Raw genomic sequence first — 15,070 nt, forward strand, 5'->3', positions numbered from 1 at the left:
CGTCAACCGGCGCAGTGGCCCTCGGCGATGGAGCGGTTCGCGTCGGAGTAGCCGAGGGAGGCCGCCGTCTTCCAGTCGGCGCAGGCGGCGGCGGTGTCACCGAGGCGGGATCGGACCACGCCGCGCCGGTAATAGGCGTCGGCGTGGCCGGGGATCGACGCGACCGCCGTGTTCAGATCGGCCAGCGCCCCCCGCAGGTCGCCCAGCTCGATCTCGGCGAGTCCCCGGAGGTAGTAGTCCTCCACCAGACCGGGGTCGTAGCCGATGGCCGTGGAAAGGTCGGCGAGCGCGCCCGCGTGGTCTCTCAGCGCGATCTTGGTCCTGCCGCGCTCGCTGTAACCGGGGGCGAAGGTCGGCAGCCGCGACACCACGTAGTCGAACCTGGCGAGCGCCGCGGCGTGGTCGCCGCCCTTGTACTCGATCAGGCCCAGGTAGTAGTACGCGAGCATGAAGTCCTTGTCGAGGGCGATGGTGCGCTCGAAATCGGCCGAGGCCCCCGTGTCGTCGCCGCCGGTGTACCTGGCGATGCCCCGGCTGTTGTGCGCGAACGCCACGCCGGGCTCCTTGGCGATGGCGTCGCTCATGATGGTCTCGGTGTCCTTCCAGACCATGTTCCGAGTGATCGTCAGCGTGGCGAACAGCACGGCGAACACCGCCAGTGCCCCGGTCACCGCGGCGCGCGGAATGCGGTCGCGGTGCTGGAGCGCCTTCTCCGCGAAGTGCCCCGCGATGAGGAAGAGGCCGAGGTAGGGCAGATACGCGTATCTGTTCGCATGGTAGTTGTCGATGAGCAGCACGGCCTGGGTGAGCGCGATGGTGACGGCGAAGAACCCGAGTCCGAACACCACGACCCTGCGGGACGACTTGAGCAGGAGCAGGGCCGCCACCACGGCCGCCAGGACGAGCGGGGAGAGGAGGACGTACCAGGGCAGAGGCCTGCCGGGATACTCGTAGGCGAGCGACAGGTGGAAGGGACCCGCCACCCGGACGAGGTAGTCGACCATCGCCGAGCAGGCGAGAAAGAACCGGTCAAGGATGGTGTAGTCGCGCGGCGGCACCACGTCCTGCCGCACGGCGAGCGCGACCACCCCCATCACGACGGCGATGGCCAGGAACGGGATCTTCTCCAGGAACGACCGCCGGCTCGGCCCGCGGCCCCTGAAGTGATCGATGAGGAACAGCACCAGGGGAAGCGCGACAGCGGTCGACTTCGACAGTGTGGCCAGCCCGAACAGGACCACCGACCACACCAGCGGCCCCGGGCGCCGGGAGTCCAGGTGACGCAGGTAGGCCAGCAGGGCGGCCAGGGAGAAGAGCGTCGCCAGCAAATTGCTGCGGGTGGAGATCCAGGCGACGGTGTCCACGTTCATGGGGTGGATCGCGAACGCCGCCGCCACGAAGCCGGCCGGGAACGTCCGCCCGGTCAGCCTGCGGATCACGAGGAACACAAGGACGACGTTGGCCAGGTGCAGCAGCACATTGGTGAAGTGGTACACGCCCATCGCGCCCTGGCCGGCCAGATGGTCGATCGCGTACGAGGCGTACGCCAGTGGCGAGTACATCGACTGCAGCGGGGTGGTGAACCAATGGCCGACGGCGGCCCAGCCGAGTTCCCGGATGGACGCGTTGTCCACCACGCTTTCGGGATCATCGAAATAGATGAAGCCGTTGCCGATGCCGTTGGCGTGCACGGCGAAGGCCGCCACGACGATCAGGGGCAGAATCCAGCGCCACTGAGAACGATCGTGCGGGGTGACGGCGGATCCGCGGGCGCTCGCGGCGCCGCGAACGGTGCGCGTGTCGCGGCCACCGCGGCGGACGGCCGGGCGAGCGGGCGTCATCACATCTCCTGTGAGCGTCATCGCTGTCGGCGTCACAGTACGATAATCCGCCGCTCGCCGGAACAGGCGCGGAGCGATTCCGTGGGGCCGGTCGCCGGCGCGGCGCGGCTCACCTCACCGCGGGCTCGCCGGGGACGCCGCTGTCGCACTCGGCCCGGGCGAGGCGGGGTGGCCCGGGGCGGGGCGGGGGCGGCGGGAAGCGGCGCGGCGACCAAGGCGCCGTACCGCTCCGGCCGCCCCGGCGGCCCCGAAGAGCTATCGCGCTAGGTGCCGGGCCACTCGCCCGTCGCGCTCTGCACGGTCTCGGCGCTCGCGCGGTCGATCGCGGCCTTGACCAGCCCGAAGATGGCTCCCTGGACGGCCGCGGCGATCAGGACCTCGCCCCATCCGTACTCCTTGGAGGTGGCCTGCGGGGCGTCGTCCTTGCCGGCCATCAGCTTCCAGACCTGCTTGAAGATCAAGCTGGACAGGAAGCCGCCGGCCATGCCGGACAGCGCGCCCACCGACCTGTAGGCAAGCTTCTTCACGGTTACTTCTTCCTCCGCAGCAGCCGCCAGAGGACCAGGAGCCCGGCGGCGACGGCGGCGGTCACCAGCGGCCGGTTCCTCGCCTGGGTGACGACCTTGTCGGCGGCGTCCTTCACCTCGACGGGCATGTTGGACACGGCCTTGTCGGCGAGTTCCCCGGCCTTGCCGGCAAGGTCGCTGTTCTTGGCCTTGGTGGCCAGCTCGCTCGCCTTGTCGCCGGCCATCACCGCGAACTCCCCGGCCTTGTCCCCGGCCTTCGCGGCCAGGTCGCCGGCCTTGTCCCCGGCCTTCGACGCCAGGTCCCCGGCCACGTCACCGGCTTTGGAAGCCAGCACTCCGGCCTTGTCGCCGGCCTTGACCGCGAGGTCTCCCGCGTTCTTCTTCGCCTCGGTCAGCGCTTCATGCGCGCGATCAGTCGTATCCGCCATCGTGTCCTCCTTTGCCGTGGACCCCCAGCTACCCGTGGGGAAGGCCCTCTAACACGCAGGTCCGCGGCCGGCGCGGGACACGCCCGGCCGGGTCACCGCGCCTTGGCGGTGGCCCGGCGGTTGGCCTTCTTGATCGCCTCGACGAGCTGCTCCTTGTCCATCTTGGAGCGGCCCTCGACGCCGAGGCGGGCGGCCACCTCGGCGAGGTGCTTCTTACTGGCGTTGGCGTCGACGCCCTCGGCCGTCCTGCCCGGCTCGGGCGTGCCGCGCGCGGCCTGCTCGTCGGACGGGCCCTTCTTGGCCTTCGGCTCCCAGTGGTCGCCGACCTTCTCGAACGAGTGCTTGAGAGCGGAGAAGGCGGTGCGGTGGGCCCGCTCACCCTCCCCGTAGGTCTCGACGGCCGAGTCGTGCGCCTTGATCCAGGTCTCCTGGGCCTTCTTCGGCGAGCGCTCGATCGTCGACGGCAGTTCCTGCTTCCCAGGCATGATGTGGTCCTCCTTCGACCCGCCGGCCAGCTCGCTGGGACGATCGGTGACGTTCCCGGTGGCACGGTGCTCCGTCAACCGGACCGCGAACTTTGCGCGGCGCGGCACACCTCTGGAACAGGTCATGACCTTCATGACACGCCCGTCCCTGGGGCACGCGCCGCGGCCCGCACCGACGTCCCAGCGGCCGCCGTAGGTCAGATCCTGGGGTCGTCGTAACGCCGCTCCTCGTACACCTGCGTGCGCGTGCTGTCGACCGGGGTCACGGGGTTGACCGGGACGGTGCTCACAGGGGTCGTCCGGGTCACGGCGGTGCGGCGCACGCTGGCCAGCCTCCACATGCCGAACAGCAGACCGGCGATGCCGCCGAGCATGAGGATCACGCCGACGACGTTGATGTCGACGCCCGCGAGGTCGAACTCGACGGCCCACGTGAGAATCGCACCGAGCATGATCAGGATGATGCTTCCAGCTATGGTCATGAAAAAGCCTCCTTCGCTCCTCGACACCCCTTCTTTCCCGCACACGAATCTCAAACGTCGGACATGCCACACGCTCGGTGAACTCCGCCACATACGGGTGGGCCGCGGCCGATCGGCGCCGCGTACGGGGGGCCGCGGCCGATCGGCGCCGCGCCCGCGATCGGCGGGCGGCCTCGTCTCGGGCGGATCGCGGCGGCCGATCAGGGGCGGACGGCTCCCATGAGGCGGCCGCGCCAGTAGGCGTCGAGGGCGACGACCTTGACGACGTCGCCGGTGTGCGGGGAGTGCACCATCTTGCCGTCGCCCGCGTAGATGCCCATGTGGCCGAGGCCCCTGCTGAACAGCAGGTCACCGGGTTGGAGCTTGTCCAAGGAGACCTGGCGGCGGGCGCCCCACGCCCACTGCTGGTAGGTGGTGCGCGGCAGCTTGACGCCCGCTTTGCCCCACGACGCCTGGGCGAAGCCGGAGCAGTCGTAGGAGCCCGGTCCCGTGGCGCCCCAGCGGTACGGCTTGCCCACCTGCGCGAAGGCGAACTGCAGGGCCACCCTGGCGTTCCCCGAGGCCTTGCCGTCATAGCGGATGCCACGGCTGCCGGAGTCGCCCGCGTTGAACTCGTTGAGCCGCCGCAGCAGTCTTTCCTGCTCGCCGACGAGCCTTTCCACCTTCTTCCTCTCCTTGGCCACGTCGGCGAGCACCTTGGCCATGTCGTCGTAGGCGACCTTGGCCTTGCCCCGCCTGGCCCGCAGACCCCGCGTGGCGAGGTCGAACTCCCGCAGCGTGCGCGCCTGCCCCTCCGACACCTGGCCGGCCACGGCCAGCGCGGACAGCAGCCTCGACGGGTCGTCCTGGCTGATGATGCCGGACACGCTGGTCATCTCGCCGTACTGGTACAGGTTGGAGGCCGCAGACACGACGCTGTCGCGCAGGTCGTCGACCTTGGCCCGCTCACGGCCGAACTCCCCGTCGAGCCGCCGGTACTTCTGCCTGGCGGTCTTGTACCGCTCGTTGACGGTGTTGTAGCGCTCGACCATCGCGTCCGCCTGGTCCTGGAGCTTGGCGAGCCGGGCCCTGGCCTGGGCGACGGTGGGGCGCGGCTCGGCGACGGCGCTTCCCTGAGACGTCAGCAGCACGGCGGCGGCCAGCCCGGCGGCGGCCACCGGAACCAGCCCCTTGCGGACGCTGCGCACCGGCACGGAGACCCCTTCCTGATCGACACGCGCCGTGCCCCGGCCCGCCGCACGGCGGGCGCGGGCCGGGGCACGGCGATTCGCACCAGCAGATACGCGGAACCGCGCTCGCCGGTTCAGGCCGATCAGGAATCGGTGAGGGACAGGGCCGGGTCGGCGGGCGGACGGGGATCGGGCCGTTCGGGACGACGATCGGGCCGTTCGGGGACGGGGATCGGGCCGTTCGGGGACGGGGATCGGGCCGCGGGGACGGGGCCGGGGTCAGGCCTGCGCGGTCTCGCGCACCTTGCCGTCGTCGACCAGCAGGTGGCGGGTGGTGTGCACGGCCTGCAGCATCCGCCGGTCGTGGGTGACCAGGAGCAGCGTGCCGGGATAGGTGTCGAGGGCCGACTCGAGCTGCTCGATGGCCGGCAGGTCAAGGTGGTTGGTCGGCTCGTCCAGCACCAGGAGGTTCACCCCGCGCGCCTGGAGCAGCGCGAGCGCGGCCCGCGTGCGCTCACCCGGCGAGAGGGTGACGGCGGGCCGCAGCACGTGCGCGGCCCTCAGCCCGAACTTGGCCAGCAGCGTGCGCACCTCGGCGGGCGGCAGGTCGGGGACGGCGGCGCCGAAGGCCGACAGCAGCGGTTCGTCTCCGAAGAACATGCCGCGCGCCTGGTCGACCTCGCCGACCACCACACCGGGGCCGAGCGCGGCGTTCCCCTCGTCGAGCGGCGCCCGGCCGAGGATGGCAGCGAGCAGCGTGGACTTGCCCGAGCCGTTCGCGCCGGTGATCGCGACGCGCTCGGCCCACCCGATCTGCAGCTCGACCGGCCCGAGGACGAACGCGCCGCGCCTGACCACGGCGCCGCGCAGCGTCGCGACGACGGCCCCGGCGCGGGGAGCGGCGGCGATCTCCATGCGGAGCTCCCACTCTTTGCGGGGCTCTTCCACGACCTCGAGCCGCTCGATCATGCGCTCGGTCTGGCGGGCCTTCGCGGCCTGCTTCTCGGTCGCCTCGCTGCGGAACTTGCGGCCGATCTTGTCGTTGTCGGGGGCCTTGCGCCGGGCGTTCTTCACGCCCTTCTCCATCCAGGCCCGCTGGGTCAGCGCCCTGGACTGGAGCGAGGCCCTGGTGTCGGCGTACTCCTCGTACTCGGCGCGGGCGTGCCGGCGGGCGACCTCCCGCTCGGCCAGGTATGCCTCGTAGCCTCCGCCGTAGGCGCGCACCTGCTGCTGGGGGAGGTCCAGCTCGACGACCTTGGTCACCGTCCTGGCCAGGAACTCGCGATCGTGGCTGACCACCACGGTGCCCGCGCGCAGCCCGTTGACGAAGCGTTCGAGCCGGTCGAGGCCGTCCAGGTCCAGGTCGTTGGTGGGCTCGTCGAGCAGGAACACGTCGTACCGGCTGAGCAGCAGGGACGCCATGCCCGCGCGGGCGGCCTGGCCGCCGGACAGCGAGGTCATCGGCTGGTCGAGGCCGACGGCGAGGCCCAGCTCGGCGGCGACCTCCTCGGCGCGCTCGGTCAGGTCGGCGCCGCCGAGGGCGAGCCAGCGCTCAAGACCGGCCGAGTAGGCGTCGTCCGCGCCCGGACGGCCCTCCACCAGCCCTTCGGTGGCGGTGTCCAGGGCGGACTGGGCGGCGGCGACGCCGGTGCGGCGGGCCAGGAACGCAGCGACGGTCTCCCCCGGCCTGCGCTCGGGCTCCTGGGGGAGGTAGCCGACGACCGCGGTGGGCGGGCTGAGCTGCACCGAGCCCTGTTCGGGGGCCGTGATGCCGGCCAGGATGCGCAGCAGCGTCGACTTGCCCGCGCCGTTCATCCCGACCAGGCCGATCACGTCCTCGGGCGCGACGACCAGGTCGAGCCCGGAGAACAGCGCCCGGTCACCGTGCCCGGCTGCCAGATCTTTGGCGACGATGGTGGCGGTCATGCCCCAAACGCTATCCGTCCCCGGCCGCGCGAGCGCACACCCGGCGGGCGACCGCCCACGCGCCGGTCCACGCGACGCCCCCCTTGCGCACCCCTACGGGCCAGGGGAAGACGGAGACGCGACCCGTCGCCGGAGTGTCGGCGCGGGCGGAACACCATTACGATCGCCATGTGATGATCGGAGGCGCGGGCGGCGGCAGCCTGATGGCCATAAGCGACCTGCACGTCGCGTACGCCGAGAACCGTGAGATCGTCGAGCGGCTGCGCCCTGAGTCCGACGACGACTGGCTGGTCATCGCGGGTGACGTGGGAGAGTTCGTCGCCGACATCGAATGGGCGCTCACCCTGCTCTCACGGCGCTTCGCCACCGTGATCTGGACGCCGGGCAACCACGAGCTCTGGACGCCGAAGGACGACCCGGTGCAGTTGCGCGGCGAGGCGCGCTATCGCCATCTGGTCGGCATCTGCCGCCGGCTCGGCGTGCTCACCCCCGAGGACCCGTACGCCGTGTGGACGGGCCACGGCGGGCCGGTGACCATCGTCCCGCTGTTCCTGCTGTACGACTACACCTTCCGGGCGCCGGGCGCCTCCAAGGAAGAGGCGCTCGCGCAGGCGTACGCGGCCGGCGTGGTGTGCACGGACGAGTTCATGCTCCACCCCGACCCGTACCCGAGCCGTGACGCCTGGTGCCGGGCCCGGCTGCGCGAGACCGAGCGCCGCCTCCAGACGCGCGACCCGTCGATCCCGACCGTCCTGGTCAACCATTTCCCCCTGGTGCGCGAGCCCACCGACATCCTGCGCTACCCCGAGTTCGCGCAGTGGTGCGGCACGGTGGAGACCGCCGACTGGCATCTGCGCTACAACGCCGCGACCGTGATCTACGGACACCTGCACATCCCCCGCACCACCTGGTATGACGGCGTGCGCTTCCAGGAGGTCTCGCTCGGCTACCCGCGTGAGCGCCACATGTACAACGTGGCCGGCATGGACGCCCCGCGGCACGTCTTCCCCGACCTCTCCCACGCCTGAGCCCTCCGGCCCCGGAAGGTCCCAGCCGAGCCCGCGTGGCGGCCTGGGGTTCCCCCGCAGGTCACGCATCCGGCCAAGCCTGGGCAACTTCCGGTTTATGATCGTTCGCCGTCTTCCCTGGTCGGGTAGGACTCGGTACGGACTTGGGCTTCCACGTCGCTGATCAGCGGAGGGGGGTCGCTGATGTTGACCGTCGGCCTGCTGGTGCGCGTCCACGCGCGGCCGGGGAAAGAGGCGGAAATAGAGAGCTTCCTGCGCGAGCGCCTCGGCCGCATAGAGGACGACTCAGACCCCCCGACGTGGTTCGCCCTGCGCATCGACTGCGCGACGTACGGCATCTTCGACGCCTTCACCGAGGACACCGGCCGGCAGGCCCACCTGACCGGCAAGGTGGCGGCGGCCCTCATGGAGAGGGCGGACGAGCTGTTCGCCCGGCCGCCGACCGTCGAGCGGGTCGACGTCCTCGCCGCCAAACTGCCGGCCTGACGGTCAGCCGTCCTCAGGGGCCGCCCCGTGCGCGGCGGGCTGGATGCGCTCGGCGAGCCAGGCCAGGGACAGCGGGTAGCGGTAGTCGATGGAGCCGTGACCGGCGTCGAACAGCTCGAAGTGGATGATCTCCTCGGGCACGCCGTTGTCGAGCAGGGCCTGCCGGAAGGCCTGGGCGCCGATGTCGAGCTTGAACTCGTCGCGGGTGCCGGCGTCGATCCACACCGCCCGCATCGAGCGCAGGGCCTCGGCGTACCTCGGGACCATGCGCACCGGGTCCCAGTCGAGCCAGCGCTGCCAGGCCTCCTGCCTGATCACCCCCGTGTGCGGGTCGAAGGGCAGCACCGGCGTGCCGTCCTGCGCGGCCGAGAACGCCGCCGAGCAGCCGAGGACGCCGAGCAGCGTGCCGTCCGCCGGATCGGTGAACGCCGTGCGCTTCTGGAAGGACTCCCACCAGCGCCCGATGTCGCCGTCGTAGGAGCGCAGGTGGCGCACGGCATCGCCGAACTCCGGCAGGTAGCAGTACTCGTAGAGGGTGTCGCCCGCGTGGGTGGCCAAGGCGCCGAACAGATCGGGGCGCAGCATGGGCGTGATCATCGAGCCGAAGCCGCCGCTGGACTTGCCCGTGATCGCGCGGTGGTCGCGGCCGGCGAGAGTGCGGTAGTTCGCGTCCACCCACGGCACGACCTCGTCGCACAGGTAGGAGTGGTAGCGGCCGGTGCCCGGCGAGTCGACGAACTGGCTGCCGCCGTAACCGGTCCACGCGTCCACGTAGACGACGATCACCGACGGGGCCTCTTCGCGGGCGAAGACCTGGTCGGCAGCCTCGGTGAACGGGATCCGGAAGGGCGTCCGGTTGCGCCACATGGCGACATGCCCGGTGTACCCCTGGATGACGTAGACCGCGGGATATCGCCGGTCGGGCTCGTCGTCGTATCCCGGGGGCACGTAGACCCACAGGGGTCGCTGGTGGGGGTCCTTGAGCGGATTCCCGCGCAGCAGTTCGCTGTCGAACACGTGCTCGTCGAGACGTCCGGAAAGGTCGGCCTGCCAGGGCAACATCTGCATCCTCCTTCAGCCTCACATCCGTATCACGAACGCCAGGGGCGCGCCTCCGCGTCCCCGATCTTCCTCACCCTCGCCCTCGCCGCCGGCCCTCGCTCTTCCTCACCCTCGCCGCCGTCCCCCCGGCTTCCTCTCCCTCGCCCCTCGCCCGCCCCTCGCCGTCGCATCCCGGCGCGTCCGGGGCCCGCCGCCGCAACGAGTCATCGCCGGGGTGTCCTCATGGCGCCCGCATGGGGCACTCTCCATGGCTCTGCCAGGCACGATAGCCTTTACCCGTCATTTGTTGACGTGACATCAGTTGCTGGGTAGCTTATTCCACGCATCAACTTCTGACGTGTCAATGACTCGGCCGGTCGCCTGCGACGTCCTCCCGGCCGGGGGCCGAAGGGCCAAGTAGAAGACAAGGGATTCGGACCACCATGACCAAGATCGCCATCATCCTCGGCAGCACCCGCCCGGGCCGTAACGGCGAGGCCGTCGCCAAGTGGGTCCTCGACATCGCCAAGCAGCGCAGCGACGCCGAGTACGAACTGGTCGACCTCGCGGACTTCAAGCTGCCCCACCTCGACGAGGCGATCCCGCCGTCGATGGGCCAGTACACGCACGCGCACACCAAGGCATGGGCGGCGAAGATCGCCTCCTTCGACGGCTTCGTCTTCGTCACCCCCGAGTACAACCACTCGACCTCGGGCGCGCTGAAGAACGCCATCGACTACCTCTACGCCGAGTGGAACAACAAGGCGGCCGGCTTCGTCAGCTACGGCAGCGTGGGCGGCGCCCGCGCCGTCGAGCACCTGCGCCTGATCATGGGCGAGCTGCAGGTCGCCGACGTGCGCGCCCAGGTGGCGCTGTCGCTGGCCACCGACTTCGTCAACTACAGCCAGTTCGCGCCCGCCCCGTACCACACCGACATCCTCGGCACCGTGCTCGACCAGGTCGTGGCCTGGAGCGAGGCGCTCTCCTCGCTGCGCTGACCGAACGCCGCCTGAGCCGAGCCTCGCGCCTCACCTGATCTTCGAGGTTCGGCTTCACCGGATCCCCGGGCCCGCGCCCGGGGATCTCGCGTTCTCCGGGGACCCACAGCGCGCGCGGGAGCGCTGACGTGGACGTCGTCCCGCCGTCGCCGCACCGCGCGGGCACGGCCGTGCACCTGCCCTTCCGGCGCGGCGTAACCTCCCAGCAGGACCAACGCGATGCAGGAGGCACCCCCCATGGCCGAGAACCGCATCCCCTCGAACCCCCCGGCCGGGACAGAGGTCACGGCGCCCGCGACAGAGGTTCCGTCGCCCCAGACGGAGGTCCCGACGCCCGAGACGACGGTTCCGGCCCCCGTCCCGGAGGACGCCGAGCGTCCCGCGCCGCCGCGCGTCGACACCTCGGTGCCGCACTCGGCCCGCATCTGGAACCACCTGCTGGGCGGCGAGGACAACTACCCGGTCGACCGCGCGGCAGGCGACAGGGTCCGCGAGGTCTTCCCCGGCATGGTGGACATCGCCCGTCATTCCCGCCACATGCTGACCCGCGCGGTGCGCTACCTGGCCGGCGAGGCGGGCATCCGGCAGTTCCTGGACATCGGCGCCGGGCTGCCCACGGTCGACAACACCCACGAGGTCGCCCAGCGCGTGGCGCCCGAGTCGCGCATCGTCTACGTGGACAAAGACCCCCTGGTGCTGGTGCACGCCCAGGCGCTGCTCACCAGCACGCCCGAGGGGGCGACCGCCTACATCGAGGCGGACGCGCGCGACCCTGAGCGCATCCTGGCCGCCGCCGCCGGGACGCTCGACCTCACCCGGCCCACCGCGCTCATGCTGATGGGCATCCTCGGCCTGGTCGGCGACTACGACGAGGCCCGCGCGATCGTGAACCGGCTGATGGACGCGCTGCCTCCGGGGAGCTACCTGGCACTCTATGACGGCGCCGACACCGACCGGTCCTACGTCGAGGCGATGCGACGCCACAACTCCGGCCCCGGCGTGGTGCCCTACACCCCCCGAAGCCCCGAGCGGATCGCCGGCTACTTCGAGGGGCTGGCGATGCTCGAACCCGGCATCGTCTCGGTGTCACGCTGGCGGGTCGAGCCGGGCCCCTCGAGCGAGGCCGCCGCGGTCGCCTGCGTCGGCGGCGTGGCCCTGAAGCCCTGACCGCCGAAGCGACATGCCGTCCCCGGCGGCGGGCTCCACACCCGCCGCCTGGACCGGCCACTTCGTACAGCCGTGACGCACCCCGTACAGAGAGCCGTGACGCACCGCGAGCACGAGCCGGAACGGCCCGCCTCAGTTCACCGAGCGAGGACGTTCGGGCCTCAGCCTTCTTCCGATGCGGAATCCGACAGCCGGAACCGTCCCCACCTGGCCAGTTCCTCGCGAGCGAACATGGTCACGCGATGAGCCATGCCGTAGATCCGCGCGGCCGCGTCGACCGTCTCCCGGCAGATCGCGCTCGCGGTCGCGACATCACCCAGCATGCCCTCCTGGTGGGCCAGGATGACCCGTGCCCGCAAGACGTCCGGGTCATCGGGTCCGAGTGCCGCCCCGCCTTCGTCGACGACGGACCACGCGATTTGTCGCGCCCTGCGGCTGTCCCCGGGGCCGTCGGCACGTCCCCCGACCCACCAGGCGAGCGTCCCCAGCAGCTTCATCCTGACCTTCGTGCCGCGCGCGGACCGCTGCAGGGCCGCGGAATCGGCCAGCCGCTCCAGCCAGCCGATCACGGCGGCGTCGAACGCCTGATCGGCGATCTCATCGAGGGTGGCGTCCATGTTGGCGAAGATGGCATCGACGAACGACGGCCCGGCGACCATCTGAGCCTCCACCAGGTCCTGCCACAGGCGGAACGCACGGCGATGGTCGCCGGAACGCCGCGTCCACACGGCGACCTCGAAGCGCGCCGACATGACCATCTCGTGGCGCTCACCGAGCACGCGGACCGCGGCCTCGGCCACCTCGCGGGCGAGTTCCAGCGCTTCCCTGACGCGTCCCAGCGCGCCGACCTGGCGGGCGAGGGTGATCCGGCTCCCTATCGTCAGCTCGTGATCCTCGCCGAACAGGCGCACACTGTCCTGGACGATCGCCAGCGCCATGTCGTGCGCCCTTCGCGGGTCTCCCCTCAGGTGACGCCGCGCTCCCACCCACCAGGCCGTCTCGTCACGCAGGCTTATCATCTTCTCCGCGGGCGCCCCCTGCGCCATGGCCATCGCGATCGCGCGCTCCAGCCAGGACACCACGTCCGCGTCACGGTCGCTGTCGTGCATGAAGGACGAGAAGTCGAGTGCCGCCTGATAGTGACCGGCGTCCAACGCCTTCGACAGGGCGTACTCGGCGACGCCCGGCCGGTTGCGGAGGAAGGCGGCCCAGGCCACGTCGATGACGTCCTCCGGGGGCACGAACGCGACGATGGCCTCCCAGGCGGCCGGCGGCACACCGGGGACGGAGGCGGCCTCGTCGGCGGCGTCCGGAAGGTAATCGAACGCGACATAGTGATCGTCGCCGGATGGCATGAGCAGGCCGCTGGTGGAGTACAGGGGTTCGGTCGCCCACGCCAGCGCCTCCTCCCACGACTCCAGCCTGAAGTCCAGACGGCCCGGCTCGGTCAGGTACGCCTCGTGCAGTGAGCGCAGGAACCCGATCGGCAACGGCAGGTGGTGGCCGGCGCGGCGTACGTCGACGGCCGCCGTCACCAGTGCCGCGCCTCGCGGCCTGCCATGCGGCCACGAGCCCCACGCGTCCTGCCACTCCTGGAACAGCTGCGGGCCGGCGGCGAGGTACTGTGCGACGCCGAAGCGATCAGCGTGCCCCAGCGCCTTCACGAGCCGGGCGTCCTCGGGCGCCGCCGCCGCCCGGCCCCTCTCCTCAGGCGACCACAGGCGATCGAGGCGGATCTCGCGCGCCAGGCTCAGCACCTCACCTGCCAGTCGCAGGACATGACGCTCCTTGTCCGTCGCGTTCGAGAACGACCGTGGGCTGTATCGGGCCCGCTCGTAGGAGCGCATGGTGGCCAGGACGACCGTGTGACGGCGCGGGTCGGCGAACAGCGGGGTGAGCATGTCCGCGACGAGCCCGTCGAAGCCGAGGTACAGCTCCAGGTCGTCGAGCCATACGACGCTGCGGCGCCGCCGTCCGGCCACTTGCAGCGCCGCCCGCAGATCCTGCCGGGACGGCGGGCGGACGAAGACGTGGTGCGGCAGGCAGGCGCGCATCGCCTCGTAGGCCGCTCTGCTCTTTCCCGCCGTGGACTCCCCGACGACCAGGACGAACCTGCTCGCCCGCAGGGCCTGCTCCAGATCGCCGCTCCTGTCGCGCCGGACGAAGGCCGGGCACTGATCCACGGCTCCCTCGTTGGTGAGCACGGACAGAGCGGGGTGGACACCGATGGTGAGCGGATCATCGATGTCGCGGACCCGTGGCAGACGCCGGAAAAGGCCGAAGTAGAACTGCCGCGCGGGTTCGCCGAGGTCGCGATTCTCGATCAGCCGTTCGGCCCGCAGGGTCAGCACTCCGGCCAGGCCGCTGACCATGCCCACGACCAGCGAGCCCACGATGGCCGACATCGAGGAGGCCACCACCGAGGCGACCGCGCCGGCCGCGGCGGCGATCATGATCAACCACCAGCCGCGGAACCGCCACCATGGGCTTCCCAATGTGGCATGCCGCCTTCCGGGCCGCTGCTGCGCGAATTACGTGAACACCGCCCTCCTAGGCTGTCGCACATGGCGCCGTCGATAAAGAGCACCGCCCGAAACCGGACAGCGCCGTCGCAGTCGATGCCGTCCTCGCCGAGCCCGCCGCGTCCGGCCAGACGCGAGGTCCGCCATCGCCGGGGATGTCGAGCACCCGCGCCCCGGCCGTCACAGCGGGAGGCCGTATGACCGATTTCGGCACTTTTTCGGCAGTGACGTCGACCTAAGCTCTGCCCGGCTCCCGGCCCCCGTCGTGCGCCCGTCGCACGGCGGCATGGTCATCCCCGCGGCCCGGCCCGTGGGTCCTTCCGGAAGAGAAGATGAGAACGTCCGAACCGAGCACACCGTCCGCCGCGCCGCAGGAGAATGCGGACAGCACGAGGGAACATCGGGAACGTCACCTCGGGGCGCTCGTGCGGGAACACGAGAAGGCCCTGCTGGCGTACACGGAGAAACTCCTGAACGACCGCCACCTCGCCGAGGACATCGTGCAGGAGACCCTGGTCCGCGCCTGGCACAACGCCGAACGGCTGCGTGAGGGCCGGGGGTCGGTGCGAGGCTGGCTGCTCACGGTCGCCCGCAACCTCGTGATCGACCGGTCCAGGAGCGGCTTCCACCGGCACGAGGTGACCGGCGTGGACATGTTCGATGTCACGCAGCGCGACCACGCGGACGCCGTGGTGGCCTCGGTGATGGTCGCCAAGATGCTCGGGTCGCTGTCGGCGGAGCACCGCGAGGTCCTCGTGCACACCTACCTGCGCGGGCGGACCATCCGCGAGGTGGCCGACGACCTCGGCATACCGGTCGGAACGGCGAAGTCCCGGCAGCACTACGCGCTCGACCACCTCAGGAAGCGCGAGAAGATCAGGCCCACCCCTGCGACGGCCGGCCTGACCCACGAGGCGACAACCCTGGCCTGACCTACGGCCCACCACCCCGAAGCGCTCCAGGACCCGGC

The 15,070-nt window shown here is 71.0% G+C and carries 14 protein-coding genes; 5 read left to right on the plus strand and 9 right to left on the minus strand.

Annotation, left to right across the window (positions count from 1 at the left end):
- Window positions 1-2 precede the first annotated feature (2 nt).
- From ACFO60_RS22300 to ACFO60_RS22330, 7 genes are all read right to left on the minus strand, one after another.
- Window positions 3-1,841, minus strand: coding sequence for a glycosyltransferase family 39 protein (locus ACFO60_RS22300; protein WP_380843051.1), 1,839 nt, complete (start codon window positions 1,839-1,841; stop codon window positions 3-5).
- A gap of 263 nt (window positions 1,842-2,104) precedes the next feature.
- Complete coding sequence (locus ACFO60_RS22305; RefSeq protein ID WP_380843053.1) at window positions 2,105-2,368, minus strand: DUF4235 domain-containing protein; 264 nt, start codon at window positions 2,366-2,368, stop codon at window positions 2,105-2,107.
- A 2-nt stretch (window positions 2,369-2,370) separates the two neighbouring features.
- Window positions 2,371-2,796 (minus strand): hypothetical protein, encoded by a 426-nt coding sequence (locus ACFO60_RS22310; RefSeq protein WP_380843055.1) that lies wholly within the window; start codon window positions 2,794-2,796, stop codon window positions 2,371-2,373.
- 92 nt (window positions 2,797-2,888) lie between these two features.
- Window positions 2,889-3,281, minus strand: coding sequence for a ChaB family protein (locus ACFO60_RS22315; protein ID WP_380843349.1), 393 nt, complete (start codon window positions 3,279-3,281; stop codon window positions 2,889-2,891).
- Between the two features lie 197 nt (window positions 3,282-3,478).
- Entirely contained in the window at window positions 3,479-3,763 is a 285-nt protein-coding gene (locus ACFO60_RS22320) for a DUF6458 family protein (RefSeq protein WP_380843057.1), read from the minus strand.
- Between the two features lie 200 nt (window positions 3,764-3,963).
- Window positions 3,964-4,956 (minus strand): C40 family peptidase, encoded by a 993-nt coding sequence (locus ACFO60_RS22325; RefSeq protein ID WP_380843059.1) that lies wholly within the window; start codon window positions 4,954-4,956, stop codon window positions 3,964-3,966.
- 255 nt (window positions 4,957-5,211) lie between these two features.
- Window positions 5,212-6,858: an ABC-F family ATP-binding cassette domain-containing protein gene (locus ACFO60_RS22330; RefSeq protein ID WP_380843061.1), complete on the minus strand. Its 1,647-nt coding sequence runs from the start codon at window positions 6,856-6,858 to the stop codon at window positions 5,212-5,214.
- 173 nt (window positions 6,859-7,031) lie between these two features.
- Between ACFO60_RS22330 and ACFO60_RS22335 the strand changes: the two genes are divergently transcribed.
- Entirely contained in the window at window positions 7,032-7,886 is an 855-nt protein-coding gene (locus ACFO60_RS22335; RefSeq protein ID WP_380843351.1) for a metallophosphoesterase family protein, read from the plus strand.
- A gap of 183 nt (window positions 7,887-8,069) precedes the next feature.
- Complete coding sequence (locus ACFO60_RS22340; RefSeq protein ID WP_380843063.1) at window positions 8,070-8,372, plus strand: putative quinol monooxygenase; 303 nt, start codon at window positions 8,070-8,072, stop codon at window positions 8,370-8,372.
- Window positions 8,373-8,375: 3 nt separating this feature from the next.
- Here ACFO60_RS22340 and ACFO60_RS22345 read toward each other — a convergent pair whose 3' ends face one another.
- Entirely contained in the window at window positions 8,376-9,434 is a 1,059-nt protein-coding gene (locus ACFO60_RS22345) for an alpha/beta hydrolase (RefSeq protein ID WP_380843065.1), read from the minus strand.
- Between the two features lie 422 nt (window positions 9,435-9,856).
- Between ACFO60_RS22345 and ACFO60_RS22350 the strand changes: the two genes are divergently transcribed.
- Both ACFO60_RS22350 and ACFO60_RS22355 read left to right on the plus strand, forming a co-directional pair.
- On the plus strand, window positions 9,857-10,411 hold the full coding sequence (locus ACFO60_RS22350) for an NADPH-dependent FMN reductase (RefSeq protein WP_380843067.1): 555 nt from the start codon (window positions 9,857-9,859) through the stop codon (window positions 10,409-10,411).
- 219 nt (window positions 10,412-10,630) lie between these two features.
- The gene (locus ACFO60_RS22355; protein ID WP_380843068.1) at window positions 10,631-11,578 is read left to right on the plus strand and encodes an SAM-dependent methyltransferase; all 948 of its coding nucleotides are present in this window, start codon (window positions 10,631-10,633) and stop codon (window positions 11,576-11,578) included.
- Between the two features lie 161 nt (window positions 11,579-11,739).
- Here ACFO60_RS22355 and ACFO60_RS22360 read toward each other — a convergent pair whose 3' ends face one another.
- Entirely contained in the window at window positions 11,740-14,031 is a 2,292-nt protein-coding gene (locus tag ACFO60_RS22360) for a hypothetical protein (RefSeq protein ID WP_380843070.1), read from the minus strand.
- A 401-nt stretch (window positions 14,032-14,432) separates the two neighbouring features.
- Between ACFO60_RS22360 and ACFO60_RS22365 the strand changes: the two genes are divergently transcribed.
- Complete coding sequence (locus ACFO60_RS22365) at window positions 14,433-15,032, plus strand: sigma-70 family RNA polymerase sigma factor (protein ID WP_380843072.1); 600 nt, start codon at window positions 14,433-14,435, stop codon at window positions 15,030-15,032.
- Window positions 15,033-15,070: the final 38 nt, after the last annotated feature.

It is taken from the genome of Sphaerisporangium dianthi (assembly GCF_042654065.1).
Classification (GTDB): domain Bacteria; phylum Actinomycetota; class Actinomycetes; order Streptosporangiales; family Streptosporangiaceae; genus Sphaerisporangium; species Sphaerisporangium dianthi.